Raw genomic sequence first — 14,411 nt, 5'->3', positions numbered from 1 at the left:
TCGCCATGGCTCGGCTCGTCTTCTTTTGCGGCCACGCCGGCACCGGCAAGACGACGCTGGCCAAGCGCCTGATCGGCCCGCTGATGCAGCGAACCGGCGAATCCTTTTGCCTGCTTGACAAGGACACCCTGTACGGCAATTACAGCGCCGCGGTGATGGGCGCATTGACCGGCGACCCGAACGATCGCGACAGCCCGACCTACCTGCGGTTGCTGCGCGACCCGGAGTATGCCGGCCTGCTCGACACCGCCCGCGAGAATCTGACTCTTGGCGTGAACGTCCTGGTGGTCGGGCCCCTGTCGCGAGAAATCAAGAATCGCCAGCTGTTCGATCGTGCCTGGCTGGGCATCGGGGCCGACGTGCGATGGCGGGTGCTGTGGGTCCATTTGCCCGAGGCGCTGGCACGCGCGCGCATCAGCGCCCGCGGCAATCCGCATGACGCCTATAAATTGGCGCATTGGGACGAATATCGCCAGCGGCGATTCGCGCCCGACGCGGTTACCTATCCTGAACTCCTTCATTTCGATAACAGCGCCCCCGGCGCCGGCGATTACGCGGCGCTGCTCGATGCGCTAGTGGCGCTGTAACGCCGGGCCGCGTCTGGCCGGTCTCCGGCGTTTACGGCTTTTTTACGCCGCGCCCGTCGAAATTATCCCTATCTTTACGCCTGGCTCGATATCGTCCTGACATTGGTCGTGGCGACCCATTTGCCGAGTTGCGTGGGCTGCTGTGTCGACCGCTTATCGAGAAACGTGGACAAGGCTATGGACTGGATCTATCTCGGCTTACTGGTGCTCTTCGCAGCGCTCACCGTTTGGCTGGTGGCGCTGTTTGGCAGCGCGGAGGGCAAGCGATGAACTGGATGTATTTGATCAGCGGCACACTCACGTTGCTGCTGCTTGTGTATCTCGTTTATGCGCTGTTTTGGCCGGAGAAACTCGCATGACGACTAACGCATGGTTGCAACTCGGCGCTTATCTGCTGGTGCTGCTGACGCTCGCCAAGCCGCTGGGCGCCTACATGGCGGCAGTGATTGGCGGCGAGTCGCGCGTCAATCGCTGGTTCGGCGGCTTCGAGCGCGGCCTGTACCGCGCCTGCGGCATCGATCCGACGCAGGAGATGAACTGGCGCGTCTATGCGGTTGCGCTGATCGGCTTCAACGCGCTGGGGGCGCTGGCCGTCTATGTGCTGCAGCGCTGGCAGGGCTGGCTGCCGCTCAATCCGCAAGGCCTGGGGTCCATCAGCCCCGATTCGTCGTTCAATACAGCGGTGAGTTTCGTCACCAACACGAATTGGCAGGGCTATAGCGGCGAGACCACCATGACTTACCTCACGCAGATGCTCGGTCTGGCGGTGCAGAATTTCCTCTCCGCCGCGACCGGGATAGCCGTGGTGATCGCGTTGATTCGCGGCTTCGCCCGCCATACGGTGCAGACCATCGGCAACTTCTGGGTCGATCTGACGCGTATCACCGCATATATCCTGCTGCCGCTGTCGATCGGGCTGGCTGTGCTGCTGATGAGTCAGGGCGTGATTCAGAACTTCGATCGATACCAGACGGTGTCGACGTTGCAGGCCACGCATTACGACCAGCCGAAATTGGACGCGGCCGGCAACCCCGTGCTCGATGCCGCGGGCAAACCGGTCAGCACGCCGGCGGTGACGGGCACGCAGCTATTGCCGATGGGACCGGTCGCCTCGCAGGAGGCGATCAAGATGCTCGGTACCAACGGAGGCGGCTTCTTCAACGCAAATTCAGCGCACCCGTACGAGAACCCGACGCCGCTGTCCAACTTTCTGGAGATGCTGGCGATTTTCCTGATCCCGGCCGGCTTATGCCATACGCTGGGCCGCATGATCGGCGACAGGCGTCAGGGCCTGGCGATTCTGGCGGCGATGACGATCGCGTTTACCGGCGCGGCCTGTCTGACGATCAGCGCGGAGCAGGCCGGCAATCCGCTGTTGAGCGCGGCCGGCGCCGATCAGAGCGTCAGCGCGTTGCAGCCGGGCGGCAATATGGAGGGCAAGGAAGCGCGTTTCGGCATCGTCGACACGGGCCTGTTCGCCACCGTGACGACGGCCGCATCGTGCGGCGCGGTCAACGGCATGCATGACTCGTTCACGCCGCTGGGCGGCATGGTGCCGCTGTTGCTGATCCAGCTGGGCGAGGTGATTTTCGGCGGCGTCGGCTCGGGGCTCTACGGCATGCTGGTGTTCGCCATGCTGGCGGTTTTCGTGGCCGGACTGATGATCGGCCGCACGCCGGAGTACCTCGGCAAGAAAATCGAGTCGTTCGAAATGAAGATGGTGTCGGTGGCCGTCCTGATGACGCCGCTGCTGGTGTTGCTCGGCACCTCGCTTGCCGTGCTGGTCGGTGCCGGCAAGGCCGGCGTGGCCAACCCGGGCACGCACGGCTTTTCGGAAATCCTGTACGCCTTCAGCTCGGCCGCCAACAACAACGGCAGCGCATTCGCGGGCCTGTCGGCCAATACGCCTTTCTATAACGTGACGCTGGCAATCGCGATGTGGTTCGGCCGCATGTGGGTGATCGTGCCGGTGCTGGCGATGGCCGGCGCGCTCGCGCGCAAGAAGCGCATCGCCCCGACGAGCGGCACCTTGCCCACGCATGGGCCGCTGTTCGTCGTGCTGCTGCTGGGCACGCTGCTGTTGGTCGGCGCGTTGACGTATGTGCCGGCCCTGGCCCTGGGCCCGATCGCTGAGCATTTGCAGATGCTCGGCGTGCACTGAATCTGAGGAGTGTCATGAATCAATCATCCACGACGGGTGCCACGCTGCCGTCGAAGTCCGTTGCGCGCGCCATGTTCGATGCGTCGATCTTGCGTGCCGCAGTCGTCGATTCGTTCCGCAAACTCGACCCGCGGGTGCAAGCCCGTAATCCGGTGATGTTTGTCGTCTTTGTCGGCAGCATCCTGACCACGGCGCTGCTGGGCATGGCCATCGCCGGCCGTGGCGAGGCGTCGTCCGGCTTTATTCTCGCGGTGGCCCTGTGGCTGTGGTTCACGGTGCTGTTCGCCAATTTCGCCGAGGCGCTGGCCGAGGGCCGCAGCAAGGCGCAGGCGGCTTCGCTGCGGCACGCCAAGAAGAACGTTCCGGCCAAGAAGATCAATGGTGCCGCGCGCGACGATGAAATTATGATGATCGACAGCGCCAGCCTGCGCAAAGGCGATTGCGTGCTGGTCGAGGCGGGCGATACGATGCCGGCCGATGGTGAAGTCATCGACGGTGTCGCATCGATCGACGAGAGCGCCATCACCGGCGAATCGGCGCCGGTGATCCGAGAGTCGGGCGGCGATTTCACGGCGGTGACCGGTGGCACGCGCGTGCTGTCCGATTGGCTGGTGATGCGCGTGACGGCCAATCCCGGCGAATCGTTCCTTGATCGCATGATCGCCATGGTCGAGGGCGCCAAGCGCCAAAAGACGCCCAATGAGATCGCCCTGACCATTCTGCTGGTGGCCTTGACGATCGTGCTGCTGCTGGCCACGGCCACGCTGCTGCCGTTCTCGCTGTTCAGTGTCGAAGTCACCAGGCTGGGTGCGCCGGTGACGATCACTGTGTTGGTCGCGTTGCTCGTGTGCCTGATACCGACCACCATCGGCGGGCTGCTATCGGCCATTGGCGTGGCCGGCATGAGCCGCATGATGCAATCGAACGTGATCGCCACATCCGGGCGGGCGGTAGAAGCCGCTGGCGACGTCGATGTGCTGTTGCTGGACAAGACCGGCACGATCACGCTGGGCAATCGCCAGGCATCCGGATTTTTTCCGGCCCCGGGCGTGACCGAGCAAGCGCTGGCCGATGCCGCCCAGTTGGCCTCGCTTGCCGACGAAACCCCCGAAGGGCGCAGTATCGTCGTGTTGGCCAAGCAGCGCTTCAATTTGCGGCAGCGGGAAATGAACGCGCTGCATGCCGTGTTCATCCCGTTTACGGCGCAAACGCGCATGAGCGGCGTCGATCTGGCCGAGCGCAGGATCCGCAAGGGAGCGGCCGACGCCGTACGCCAATACGTGCTGGCGGCCGGCGGCACTTATCCGGGCCCGGTGGCGGCGGCGGTCGACGACGTGGCGCGGCGCGGCAGCACGCCGCTGGTGGTGGCTGAGCACACCGAGGAAGGTGCGCGCGTGCTTGGCGTGATCGAGCTCAAGGATATCGTCAAGGGCGGTATCCGGGAGCGCTTTGCCGAACTGCGCCGCATGGGGATCAAGACAATCATGGTGACGGGCGACAACCGCCTGACCGCCGCCGCGATTGCCGCCGAGGCCGGGGTGGACGACTTCCTGGCCGAGGCCACGCCCGAGGCCAAGCTGGCTACGATTCGCCAGCACCAGGCCGAGGGCAAGCTCGTGGCGATGACCGGGGATGGCACCAACGACGCGCCGGCGCTCGCGCAGGCCGATGTCGCGGTGGTGATGAATACCGGCACGCAGGCGGCCAAGGAAGCCGGGAACATGGTCGACCTCGATTCGAATCCGACCAAGCTGATTGAAATCGTCGAGATCGGCAAGCAGATGCTGATGACACGCGGCAGCCTGACGACTTTCAGCATCGCCAATGATGTGGCGAAGTATTTCGCCATCATTCCGGCGGCGTTCGCCACCACTTATCCGCAACTCAATGCGCTCAATGTGATGCATCTGGCGAGCCCTGCCTCGGCCATCATGTCGGCGGTGATTTTCAATGCGCTCGTGATCATTTTCCTGATCCCGCTGGCACTCAAGGGCGTGGTCTACCGGCCGTTGGGCGCGACCACGCTGCTGCGCCGCAATCTGCTGATCTATGGCCTGGGCGGCATCGTCGTGCCGTTCATTGGCATCAAACTGATCGACATGGTGTTGAGCCTGTTTGGCTTGACGTGATTTTTGCACCCGCTTAGGAATTCACATGAAAACTCTCTGGCGACCGATGGCGACGCTGTTCGTCGCGTTGAGCTTGCTCACAGGCGTGCTGTATCCGCTGCTGATAACCGGCATCGGCCGTGCGGCATTTGCGCGGCAGGCCGCAGGCAGCCTGATATACCGCGACGGGCAGCCGATCGGCTCGGCGTTGATCGGTCAAAATTTTGATCAACCCGGCTACTTCTGGGGGCGACTTTCGGCGACCGCGCCGATGCCCTACAACGGCGACGCCTCGGGCGGCTCCAATGAAGGGCCGCTGAACCCCGCGCTGGTGGCGGCCGCGCAAGCGCGCATCGCGGCGCTGCGCGCGGCCGATCCCGGCAATACGGCCCCGGTACCGGTGGATCTGGTGACCGCCTCCGGCAGTGGTCTCGATCCGCAGATCAGCCCCGCCGCGGCCGATTATCAGGCCGCTCGCGTGGCCCGCGCCAGACGGTTGCCCTTGAGCGAGGTGCAGGCGCTGATCCGGCGCTATACGGCGGGACGGCAGTTGGGCATACTGGGCGAGCCGACGGTCAATGTGCTGGCGTTGAATCTCGCGCTCGACGCGCTCAGCGCGAAACCGGCCGGTTAGTCCGCGTGCCCGGCCCCTTTCTCATTACATGACTTCATGGAACGCCCCGATCCGGATGAGCTGCTCGACAAGTTGCAGCGTGACGAAGCCAGGCAGCAGCGCGGGCATTTGAAGGTATTTTTCGGCGCCTGTGCCGGGGTGGGGAAAACCTATGCCATGTTGCTGGCCGCGCGCAAACTGCACGACGAGGGCGGCGACGTGGTGGTCGGGATCGTCGAGACCCACGGGCGGGAAGAGACCGCGCGACTGCTCGACGGGCTCGAGTCGATAGCGCCCCGGCAGGTCGATTATCGCGGCCGCCGCATGAGCGAATTCGACCTGGACGCGACGCTGGCCCGCCATCCGGCGGTGGTGCTGATCGACGAGCTGGCGCACAGCAACCTGCCGGGCTCGCGTCATCTCAAGCGCTGGCAGGATGTCGAGGAATTGCTCGGCGCCGGCATCGACGTCTACACCACGGTCAACGTGCAGCACCTGGAACGGCTCAATGACGTGGTCGGGCAGATCACCGGCATTCGCGTGTGGGAGACGGTGCCCGATCGGGTGTTCGATCTGGCCGACGAAGTCAAGCTGGTCGACCTGCCGCCCGAGGAGTTGGTCGAACGCTTGCGTGAGGGCAAGGTGTACCTGCCGCACCAGGCAGAAAACGCGATCCGCAATTTCTTTCGCAAGGGCAACCTGATCGCGCTGCGTGAGCTGGCGTTGCGCCGCACGGCCGATCGCGTCGACGCGCAGATGCGCGAGTATCGCGCCGACCAATCGATCAGTCGCGTGTGGCAAGCGCGGGAGCGCTTGCTGGTGTGCGTCGGCCCTGGGCCCGAGGCCGCCACGCTGGTGCGTGCGGCCGCCAGGCTGGCCGCCAGCCTGAAGGCCGACTGGCTCGCCGTGTATGTGGAGACGCCGCGTCTGCAGCGCCTGCCGGCGTCGCGCCGCGGGCCGGCGATCAGGGCGCTCAAGCTGGCTCAGGAGCTGGGCGCGGAGACCACTGCGCTCGACGGCGCCGACGTGGCGGCGACGCTGCTCGGCTATGCGCAGGTGCGTAACGTGTCGAAGCTGGTGCTCGGCGCGTCGTCCGTCCGCCGGCGTTGGCAATTCTGGCGCAAGTCCTTGTCGGAGCAGCTGGCGCAGCGGTCGACCGAATCCGACGTATATGTGATTCGGCGCGACCTCGAGCACGCGCCTGAGACGCCCAGGATGGAGGCGGGCGCCGAGAGTGGCCTCTTTGGCGAAATGCCGCAAGCCAGGTGGGGCAGCCCGCTGCGGGCTTATGGCTGGGCGGCGGCGGCGTGCGGCGCGATGACATTGGTGGCCGCGACGCTGGTGCCGTTTCTCGACCTGTCGAACGTCGTCATGCTGTATTTGCTGTGCGTGATCCTGGCGGCCCTGCGCCTGGGGCGGGGGCCGAGCGTGCTGATCTCGTTTCTGAGCGTGATGGCGTTCGACTTCTTTTTCGTGCCGCCGAAACTCTCGTTTTCGGTCTCGGACACCCAATACCTGCTGACCTTCGCGGTGATGCTGACGGTGGCGCTGGTGACCAGTCACCTGACCACCAGCCTGCATCTGCAGGCGCGTGTGGCGACCTGGCGCGAGCGGCGCACCGCGGCGATGTATGCAATGGCGCGCGAACTGGCCGCGGCGCTGACGACCGCACAGATTCTGGAGATTGGCGAGCGCCACGTGCGCGAAGTGTTTCAGGCGAGGGTCGCGGTGTTGCTGCCCGACAGCGCCGGGAAGGTGCGCCAGCCGGTCGAGGACGCCGATCCGGCCCATCTGCCGGCGCATCTGGACGAGGATGTCGCGCAATGGGTATACGACCAGCAAAAGCCCGCCGGCATGGGTACCGACACGTTGCCTGCGGCCGATGCGCTGTACGTGCCGCTGCGCGCGCCGATGCGCACACGCGGCGTGCTCGCGCTGGCGCCCCAGAACGCCCGCCAGCTGGCGGTGCCCGAGCAGCAGCGCCTGCTCGATACGTTTGCCGCGCAGATTGCCCTGGCGCTCGAGCGCGTGCATTACGTCGAGATCGCTCAGGACGCGCTGGTCAATATGGAGTCCGAGCGTTTGCGCAATTCGCTGCTATCGGCGATTTCCCACGACCTGCGTACGCCGCTGACCGCCATCGTGGGCTTTGCAAGCATGCTCGCGCGCGACGAGCACTTGCCGAATCAGACGCGCGCCGAATTGATCGACGCGTTGCACGAAGAAGCGCTGCGCATGAACGGGCTGGTCACGAATCTGCTGGACATGGCCCGCCTGCAGGCCGGCGGCGTGCCGCTGAACAAGCAATGGCAGATGCTCGAAGAAGTGATCGGCACGGCGCTGCGGGCTTGCCGGCTGCCGCTGGCCGGGCATCACGTCAAGGTGATGCTGGCGCCGGGATTGCCGCTGCTCAATTTCGACGCCGTCCTGCTCGAACGCTTGTTTACCAACTTGCTCGAGAACGCAGCCAAGTACACGCCGCCGGGTTCGAGCATCGACATCGACGTGCGGCGCGACGGCGACCAGGTGCTGGCCACCATTACCGACAATGGGCCGGGGCTGCCGCCGGGCATGGAGACGCGCGTATTCGACAAGTTCACGCGCGGTGAAACCGAGTCGGCCAAGCCGGGCGTGGGGCTGGGGTTGGCAATTTGCCGGGCTATTGCCGAGGCGCACGGCGGTAAAATCAAGGCCGAGAATCTTGCCGGCCGCGGCGCGCGGTTTATCCTGAGCTTGCCGATCGAACCGATGCCGGCCGAGATGGACGTGGCCGCGTGGCCGGGCGAGTTGCCAGCCGAATCACAGTCTCCCGCAAGCGAACATGAGTGAACCGTCAGCGTCGGTGGTGGTCATCGAAGACGAAAAGCAGATCCGCCGCTTTCTGCGGGCTTCGCTCGAGGCCGAGGGCATGCAGGTCCATGAGGCCGGCACGGGCCGCCAGGGCCTGGTCGAGGCGGCCACGCGCAAGCCGGATCTGGCGATCGTCGACCTGGGGCTGCCCGATATCGATGGACTCGAGGTCATCCGGGAATTGCGCGCCTGGAGCGCGGTGCCGATCATCGTCCTGTCGGCACGCAGCGAGGAGCGCGAAAAGGTCGCGGCGCTCGACGCAGGGGCCGACGATTATCTGAGCAAGCCGTTCGGCGTGTCGGAGTTGCTGGCGCGCATCCGCGCCCAGTTGCGCCGGCATTATCGCGCCGGCAGCGTTGGCGACGGACAGGGGGAGTCGTTCGCTTTCGGCGATATCGAACTCGATCTGGTGCGGCGTCGTGTCGCGCGTGGCGGCGTGGCGGTTCACCTTACGCCGATCGAGTACCGCCTGCTCGTCACCTTGGTGCGCCACGCCGGCCGTGTATTGACGCACCGCCAATTGCTCAAGGAGGTGTGGGGGCCGTCGCACGTCGATAGCAATCACTACCTGCGCATCTACATGGGACATTTGCGGCAGAAGCTGGAAGTTGATCCGGCTCAGCCGAGGCACATCCTGACCGAGACGGGCGTGGGCTACCGGCTCGAGGTCGACGCGTAAGCCCCTCCAGGTTTGCTAAAATGTCGCCGGTTCGTTCAGCGCGGAACGAACCGGCGGCGGGATGACCCGTTCGCCTTCTCTTCGTTCGCGGGGACAGCCCCGGATTTTCAGTCGGAGGTTGTCATGGCCTGGATTCTCCTTATCCTCGCCGGTTGCTTCGAAGTCGCCTGGGCGGTCGGCCTCAAATATTCGCACGGCTTTTCCCGGTTCTGGCCGTCCACGTTCACGATCATAGGCATGGTGGCCAGCGTATGGCTACTGGCGCTGGCCATGCGCACGTTGCCGCTGGGCACCGCTTATGCGATCTGGACCGGCATTGGCGCGATCGGCTCGTTCGTGCTCGGCATTGTGCTGTTCGGCGAAGCGCTCAGCGCGGCCCGCCTGGGCAGCGCGGTGCTGATTTTCGCGGGGCTGATCGGGTTGAAACTATCGGCCGCATAGCGCAATTCCGGCCTGCGCCTGGCGTGAGAAGCCCCCGACTGTTGCCGTTAGCACGAAAACCCGTCGAATAGCGCCTGCACGCCGCGGCGAGCGGGAGCATAATGAAACGCATGTAGCCCTCCTCGCGAGAGAATCATGCTCGAATCCATTGCACTCGGCGCCGGCTTGTCCTGGGCCAGCGGTCTGCGCTTGTATCTGACCGTGTTTTGCGCCGGCCTGCTGGCTCGGCTGGGGTGGCTGCATTTGCCGCCGACGCTCGAGGTCCTGGGTTCCTCGTGGGTAATCGGGCTGGCGGGTTTGCTGGCGGTGGTGGAGTTCGTGGCCGACAAGATTCCCGTGGTCGACACCGTGTGGGACGCGGTTCACACATTCATCCGGATTCCGGCCGGCATTTTGCTGGCGGCCGGCGCCATGGGGCAGATCGACCCCTTGGTGACGGTGAGCGCCGGGCTGCTGGGCGGTGCGTTGGCCGGGACCTCGCATCTGACCAAGGCGGGCACGCGCGCATTGATCAATACCTCGCCCGAGCCGCTTTCCAACCTGGCCGCTTCGGGGGTCGAGGACGTCTCGGCACTGGGCGGTTTGAGCCTGGCATTTTTCTCTCCATTGCTGTTCCTGCTGCTTCTGTTGCCGTTTTTGCTGCTGGCGGCCTGGTGGCTGCCCCGATTGTGGCGCGGATGGCGCAGCGCGGTCAGCCTGGTTCGGCCGCGGCATGAGGGCGGCGGCTTCAGGGCTTGATGCCACGATGACTTTTCCGGGATTGGCGCGCCAGGCCTGGCGCATGTTGCGACGCGACTGGCGCGCCGCCGAGTTGTATTTGCTGTCGGTGGCGCTGGTGCTGGCGGTGGCCGCCCTGTCCAGCGTCGGCTTTCTGGCCGATCGCATGCGACTGGGGTTGGCGCAGGATGCGCACCAGATGCTGGGCGCGGATCTGGTCGTGCGCGGCGATGCGCCGCTGGCGCCCGATTTCGCCCAACACGCCGCGCAGCTTGGGCTGCGGACGGCCCGCACCGCGGTTTTCCCCAGCATGGTCATGGCCGCGCCGTCCGATGGCGGGGCGGCGTTGAGCCGGCTGGTATCACTCAAGGCGGTTTCGCAGGGCTATCCGTTGCGCGGTCAATTGCGTATCGCGCGCGCGCCCGAAGCGGTGTCATCGGCCAGCGTGGCCGCCAATGGCATTCCCGAGCCGGGAACGGTGTGGGTCGACCGGGCGCTGCTCGAGGCGCTGCACTTGCCGCTTGGCGGTACGGTTCGGATCGGTACGCGGTCGTTCACCGTCAGTGCGCGCATTACGCGCGAGATGGATCGCGGCTTCGGTTTCAGCAGTCTTGCGCCGCGCGTGATGATGCGCCTGGATGAGTTGCCGTCGACCGGATTGGTGCAATTCGGCAGCCGCATCACGTACCGTTTGCTGGTCGCTGGCGCAAGCGCGCCGATGGCCGCGTATCAGCGCTGGGCCGAACCGGTGATACGGGCACAGCGGGGCGTGCAACTCGAAACCCTGCAGGGGCAGCCGCAAATGCAGCAAACCCTGGAGCGGGCTGACCGCTTTCTGTCGCTGGTCGCACTGCTGGCCGCCGTGCTGGCCGCCGTGGCGATCGGCATTGCTGCGCATCGCTATAGCACGCGGCATCTCGACAGTTGTGCGGTGATGCGCTGCCTGGGCATCGGGCGCATGGCGCTGCGCGGCATGGTGGCATTGGAATTCATCTATCTGGGGGCGGCGGGCAGCGCGCTCGGCGTGCTGGCAGGTTATGCCGTCCATGGACTGTTGCTGCATCAACTGAGCGGTCTCGTGCCGGCCGATCTGCCGCCGCCATCGTGGCGGCCGGCGGTGCTGGGCGTGGCCAGCGGTCTTTCGTTGCTGCTGGGGTTTGCCCTGCCTCCGTTGTTGCCGCTGGCGCGGGTCTCGCCGTTACGTGCCTTGCGCCGCGAGTGGGGTGGCGCCGTGCGGCGCGGCTGGCTTGCCTACGGCTTGAGCGGGCTGGTGTTCGCCGGCCTGCTGCTGTTCGCGGCGCGTAATGCGCGATTGGGCGGGATGGTCGCCGGCGGCTTTGTCGGTGGGGCCCTGGTGTTTGGTTTGCTGGCATGGTTGAGCATTGGCGCGCTGGCGCGATGGGCGCATCGGCGGCACGCCGCTGGCGGGCGCGGCGTCGGCTGGCGATATGCCATCGCGGGCCTGCACCGGCGCGGCCTGGGCAGCGTGCTGCAGGTGGTGGCGTTGACGCTTGGATTGATGGCCCTGTTGCTGCTGGCCATCACGCGCAATGATCTGATCGCGGGCTGGCGGCAGGCTACGCCGCCCGGCGCGCCCAACCGCTTCGTGATCGATATCCAGACCGGCCAGCAAGCGCAGGTGGCGCAGCAATTGCGGGCTGCCGGCATGAGCGACGCCAAATTGTGGCCGATGGTCAAGGCGCGCCTGACCTCGATCAACGGGCGGCCCGTGACGGGCGCCGATTACACCGACCCGCGCGCGCGCCGGCTGGCCGAGCGCGAATTCAATCTTTCCTATACCGATGCGTTGCCACTCGATGACCGCATCGAAAGCGGGCAGTGGTTTGGCGCCAATGCCGGAACCCCACAGATTTCGCTGGAAGCCGGTATCGCGAAAACCCTCGGCGTGAAAATGGGCGATCGCTTGCGATTCGAAGTCGCGGGGCAGGTCATCGAGGCGCCGGTGACCAGTTTGCGCAAGGTGGATTGGGGATCGATGCGTGTCAATTTCTTTGTGCTGATGCCCCCCAAGGCGCTGGAGGATTTTCCGGCGACCTGGATCACCGCGTTTCATCTCGCGCCGGGACAGCAGAACATCGTGGATAATCTGCTGCATATGATGCCGAATCTGACGGTGATCGATACCGGCGCGCTGCTCGATAAAGTGCAGCACGTCGTGAACCAGGTGATCGACGCCGTGCAGTTGCTGTTCGTATTCACACTGGCCGCGGGCTTGCTGGTTTTGTATGCGGCGCTGAGCGGCACGCGCGACGAGCGCATGCGCGAGTCCGGCGTGTTGCGGGCATTGGGCGCGTCGGCGCGCCAAATCGGCGCGATTCACCGCGCCGAGCTGGTGACGGTGGGCGCATTGGCGGGACTGCTGGCGGCCGCGGGCGCGGCGCTGCTGGGCTGGCTGCTGGCGCGCGAGGTGTTCGACTTCACGCTGGCCGTGAATCCGTGGCTGGCGATCGCCGGTGTGGGCGGCGGCATTTTGTGCGCGTTGGCGGGAGGCTGGAGCGGCCTGCGCGCGGTATTGCGGCAATCGGCCCTGCGCACACTGCGAGAAATTTGATTGAATGGGTAACGAAAGACCATCGATGGCAACGAATTCCGAGACAACTGAAACGACGGCGGCCGACCAGGCGCCGAGCGCCTTTGCATTATTGGGTGGCGAGCAGGCGGTGCGCACGCTGGTCGACCGCTTTTATGATTTGATGGATCTCGAACCGGAATTTGCCGGCATACGCCGGTTGCATCCCGAGTCGCTCGACGGTTCGCGCGACAAGCTTTTCTGGTTTTTGTGCGGCTGGCTGGGCGGGCCGGACCACTACATCGAGCGTTTTGGACACCCGCGCCTGCGGGCGCGCCACCTGCCATTCGCTATCGCCAGCGACGAGCGCGACCAGTGGCTGCGGTGCATGGCTTGGGCGATGCAGGACACGGCGGTGCCGCAGGCACTGCAGGAGCGGCTGATGCAGGCGTTTTTCCAGACGGCCGACTGGATGCGCAACCGCGCGGGCTGAGGGCCGTGCGACATCGTTGATCAACGCGACGCGGGAGGGAGTTGATGGCTACCGAGGCCTTGTTTCGCAGCGATGCCTATTTGCAGGAATGCATGGCGATTGTGACCCGGATCGATGAAACCGGCATTGGGCTGGATCGAACGGTGTTTTATCCGCATGGCGGCGGCCAGGCTGGCGATGCCGGATGGCTGGTGCTGCCTGACGGCGCGCGCCTGGCGATTGCCGATACGCGCAAATCGAAGCATCCCGAAGCCACCCCTGACGACGCGGTGCACCTGCCGGCGCCGGGGCAGGAGGCGCAATTGGAGACGCTGGTGGTGGGCATGCCGGTCGCCGCGCAAATCGACTGGACGCGCCGCTATCGGCACATGCGGTTTCATACCGCGTCGCATCTGATGTGTGCGGTTTTGCCATATCCGGTGGATGGCTGCAGCATTACGGCCGACTATGCCCGGCTGGATTTCGTCACCAACGAGCCGATCGCGCGCGAGACGGTGGAGGCGGGACTCGCGGCGCTGGTGGCGGGGGCTCATCCGGTGACGATCGATTCGATCAGCGACGAGGAACTCGCGGCGCGGCCGGAACTGGTGCGAACCATGAGCGTCAAGCCGCCGAGCGGGCTGGGACGGGTGCGGCTGGTGCACGTCGAAGGAGTTGACCTGCAGCCGTGCGGCGGCACGCATGTAGCCAACACGCGGGAGGTGGGTGCGATGCGGGTCGCCAAGATCGAAAAGAAGACTGCGCGCACGCGCCGCATCGTGCTGGAGCTGGTATGAGCGCACCCATCGATGCCTGGCAGGAAGTGCTCGATTTCTGGTTTGGCGCGCCCGGCTCGCCGGAATTCAATACCGAGCGGAATTTATGGTTTACCAAGTCGGCAGCCACCGATCAAGCCATCGAGCACGCATTTGGCGCCCTGCATGCACGCGCGATCGGCGGCCAACTCAACGCGTGGGCCGAGGCGCCGGCCAGTGCCTGCGCATTGATCGTGCTGCTTGATCAGTTCTCGCGCAATCTTTATCGGGATGACGCGCGCGCCTTTGCCGGCGATGCCCAGGCTCTTGCGCTGGCGCGGCGCATGGTGGATACCGGCGCCGAGCGTCGATTGCCGACGGAGCAATCGTCAAGAGTGGTGTATGCGGGTCGGTCGACATGATCAGGCGGCCAGCGCTTGAGGAGCCGGTGTGCTTTCAATCACCGGCGTTCCGTCCTCGAAGGGAATGCCCTTCAGA

At 65.4% G+C, this 14,411-nt stretch carries 13 protein-coding genes; all 13 read left to right on the top strand.

Annotation, left to right across the window (positions count from 1 at the left end; translation table 11 throughout):
* The first annotated feature begins 5 nt into the window (after positions 1-5).
* The 13 genes from EPN80_RS03790 (at position 6) to EPN80_RS03735 (ending at position 14,335) form a co-directional block, all read left to right on the top strand.
* Positions 6-587 (top strand): ATP-binding protein, encoded by a 582-nt coding sequence (locus EPN80_RS03790; RefSeq protein ID WP_293023900.1) that lies wholly within the window; start codon positions 6-8, stop codon positions 585-587.
* Positions 588-853: 266 nt separating this feature from the next.
* Complete coding sequence (gene kdpF / locus EPN80_RS21085) at positions 854-946, top strand: K(+)-transporting ATPase subunit F (RefSeq protein ID WP_293047730.1); 93 nt, start codon at positions 854-856, stop codon at positions 944-946.
* Positions 943-2,748, top strand: coding sequence for a potassium-transporting ATPase subunit KdpA (kdpA, locus tag EPN80_RS03785; protein ID WP_293023898.1), 1,806 nt, complete (start codon positions 943-945; stop codon positions 2,746-2,748). The genes kdpF and kdpA overlap by 4 nt, the downstream gene beginning before the upstream one ends.
* Positions 2,749-2,819: 71 nt before the next feature.
* A complete protein-coding gene (gene kdpB / locus EPN80_RS03780) occupies positions 2,820-4,877 on the top strand; it encodes a potassium-transporting ATPase subunit KdpB (protein WP_293023997.1) in 2,058 nt (685 codons plus the stop codon).
* A 25-nt stretch (positions 4,878-4,902) separates the two neighbouring features.
* Entirely contained in the window at positions 4,903-5,490 is a 588-nt protein-coding gene (gene kdpC, locus EPN80_RS03775; RefSeq protein ID WP_293023896.1) for a potassium-transporting ATPase subunit KdpC, read from the top strand.
* A 36-nt stretch (positions 5,491-5,526) separates the two neighbouring features.
* The gene (locus EPN80_RS03770; RefSeq protein WP_293023894.1) at positions 5,527-8,298 is read left to right on the top strand and encodes a DUF4118 domain-containing protein; all 2,772 of its coding nucleotides are present in this window, start codon (positions 5,527-5,529) and stop codon (positions 8,296-8,298) included.
* Positions 8,291-8,998 carry a two-component system response regulator KdpE gene (kdpE, locus tag EPN80_RS03765; RefSeq protein ID WP_293023892.1) on the top strand — a complete coding sequence of 236 codons (708 nt, stop codon included), beginning with the start codon at positions 8,291-8,293 and terminating at the stop codon, positions 8,996-8,998. Before EPN80_RS03770 ends, kdpE begins: the two co-directional genes overlap by 8 nt.
* A gap of 123 nt (positions 8,999-9,121) precedes the next feature.
* Positions 9,122-9,439, top strand: a complete 318-nt coding sequence (gene sugE / locus EPN80_RS03760; RefSeq protein WP_293023889.1) for a quaternary ammonium compound efflux SMR transporter SugE — start codon at positions 9,122-9,124, stop codon at positions 9,437-9,439.
* 135 nt (positions 9,440-9,574) lie between these two features.
* Positions 9,575-10,177 carry a DUF4126 domain-containing protein gene (locus EPN80_RS03755; protein ID WP_293023886.1) on the top strand — a complete coding sequence of 201 codons (603 nt, stop codon included), beginning with the start codon at positions 9,575-9,577 and terminating at the stop codon, positions 10,175-10,177.
* A gap of 7 nt (positions 10,178-10,184) precedes the next feature.
* The gene (locus tag EPN80_RS03750; protein ID WP_293023882.1) at positions 10,185-12,728 is read left to right on the top strand and encodes an FtsX-like permease family protein; all 2,544 of its coding nucleotides are present in this window, start codon (positions 10,185-10,187) and stop codon (positions 12,726-12,728) included.
* Between the two features lie 25 nt (positions 12,729-12,753).
* Positions 12,754-13,179 carry a group II truncated hemoglobin gene (locus tag EPN80_RS03745; RefSeq protein ID WP_293023878.1) on the top strand — a complete coding sequence of 142 codons (426 nt, stop codon included), beginning with the start codon at positions 12,754-12,756 and terminating at the stop codon, positions 13,177-13,179.
* A 44-nt stretch (positions 13,180-13,223) separates the two neighbouring features.
* A complete protein-coding gene (locus tag EPN80_RS03740; protein WP_293023875.1) occupies positions 13,224-13,955 on the top strand; it encodes an alanyl-tRNA editing protein in 732 nt (243 codons plus the stop codon).
* Positions 13,952-14,335 carry a DUF924 family protein gene (locus tag EPN80_RS03735; protein ID WP_293023872.1) on the top strand — a complete coding sequence of 128 codons (384 nt, stop codon included), beginning with the start codon at positions 13,952-13,954 and terminating at the stop codon, positions 14,333-14,335. Before EPN80_RS03740 ends, EPN80_RS03735 begins: the two co-directional genes overlap by 4 nt.
* Positions 14,336-14,411: the final 76 nt, after the last annotated feature.

This window comes from Pandoraea sp. (assembly GCF_004297875.1).
Classification (GTDB): domain Bacteria; phylum Pseudomonadota; class Gammaproteobacteria; order Burkholderiales; family Burkholderiaceae; genus Pandoraea.
The sequence above is the reverse complement of the archived record's forward strand: the minus strand, read 5'-3'. Positions and strand labels throughout refer to the sequence as shown.

Bases quoted from the DNA above. Each gene is read 5' to 3' on its own strand.
- kdpE (WP_293023892.1), top strand. From the start codon at position 8,291: ATGAGTGAACCGTCAGCGTCGGTGGTGGTCATCGAAGACGAAAAGCAG.
- EPN80_RS03740 (WP_293023875.1), top strand. From the start codon at position 13,224: ATGGCTACCGAGGCCTTGTTTCGCAGCGATGCCTATTTGCAGGAATGC.
- kdpA (WP_293023898.1), top strand. From the start codon at position 943: ATGACGACTAACGCATGGTTGCAACTCGGCGCTTATCTGCTGGTGCTG.
- sugE (WP_293023889.1), top strand. From the start codon at position 9,122: ATGGCCTGGATTCTCCTTATCCTCGCCGGTTGCTTCGAAGTCGCCTGG.
- kdpF (WP_293047730.1), top strand. From the start codon at position 854: ATGAACTGGATGTATTTGATCAGCGGCACACTCACGTTGCTGCTGCTT.
- EPN80_RS03790 (WP_293023900.1), top strand. From the start codon at position 6: ATGGCTCGGCTCGTCTTCTTTTGCGGCCACGCCGGCACCGGCAAGACG.
- EPN80_RS03755 (WP_293023886.1), top strand. From the start codon at position 9,575: ATGCTCGAATCCATTGCACTCGGCGCCGGCTTGTCCTGGGCCAGCGGT.
- EPN80_RS03770 (WP_293023894.1), top strand. From the start codon at position 5,527: ATGGAACGCCCCGATCCGGATGAGCTGCTCGACAAGTTGCAGCGTGAC.
- kdpC (WP_293023896.1), top strand. From the start codon at position 4,903: ATGAAAACTCTCTGGCGACCGATGGCGACGCTGTTCGTCGCGTTGAGC.
- EPN80_RS03745 (WP_293023878.1), top strand. From the start codon at position 12,754: ATGGCAACGAATTCCGAGACAACTGAAACGACGGCGGCCGACCAGGCG.
- kdpB (WP_293023997.1), top strand. From the start codon at position 2,820: ATGTTCGATGCGTCGATCTTGCGTGCCGCAGTCGTCGATTCGTTCCGC.
- EPN80_RS03750 (WP_293023882.1), top strand. From the start codon at position 10,185: ATGACTTTTCCGGGATTGGCGCGCCAGGCCTGGCGCATGTTGCGACGC.
- EPN80_RS03735 (WP_293023872.1), top strand. From the start codon at position 13,952: ATGAGCGCACCCATCGATGCCTGGCAGGAAGTGCTCGATTTCTGGTTT.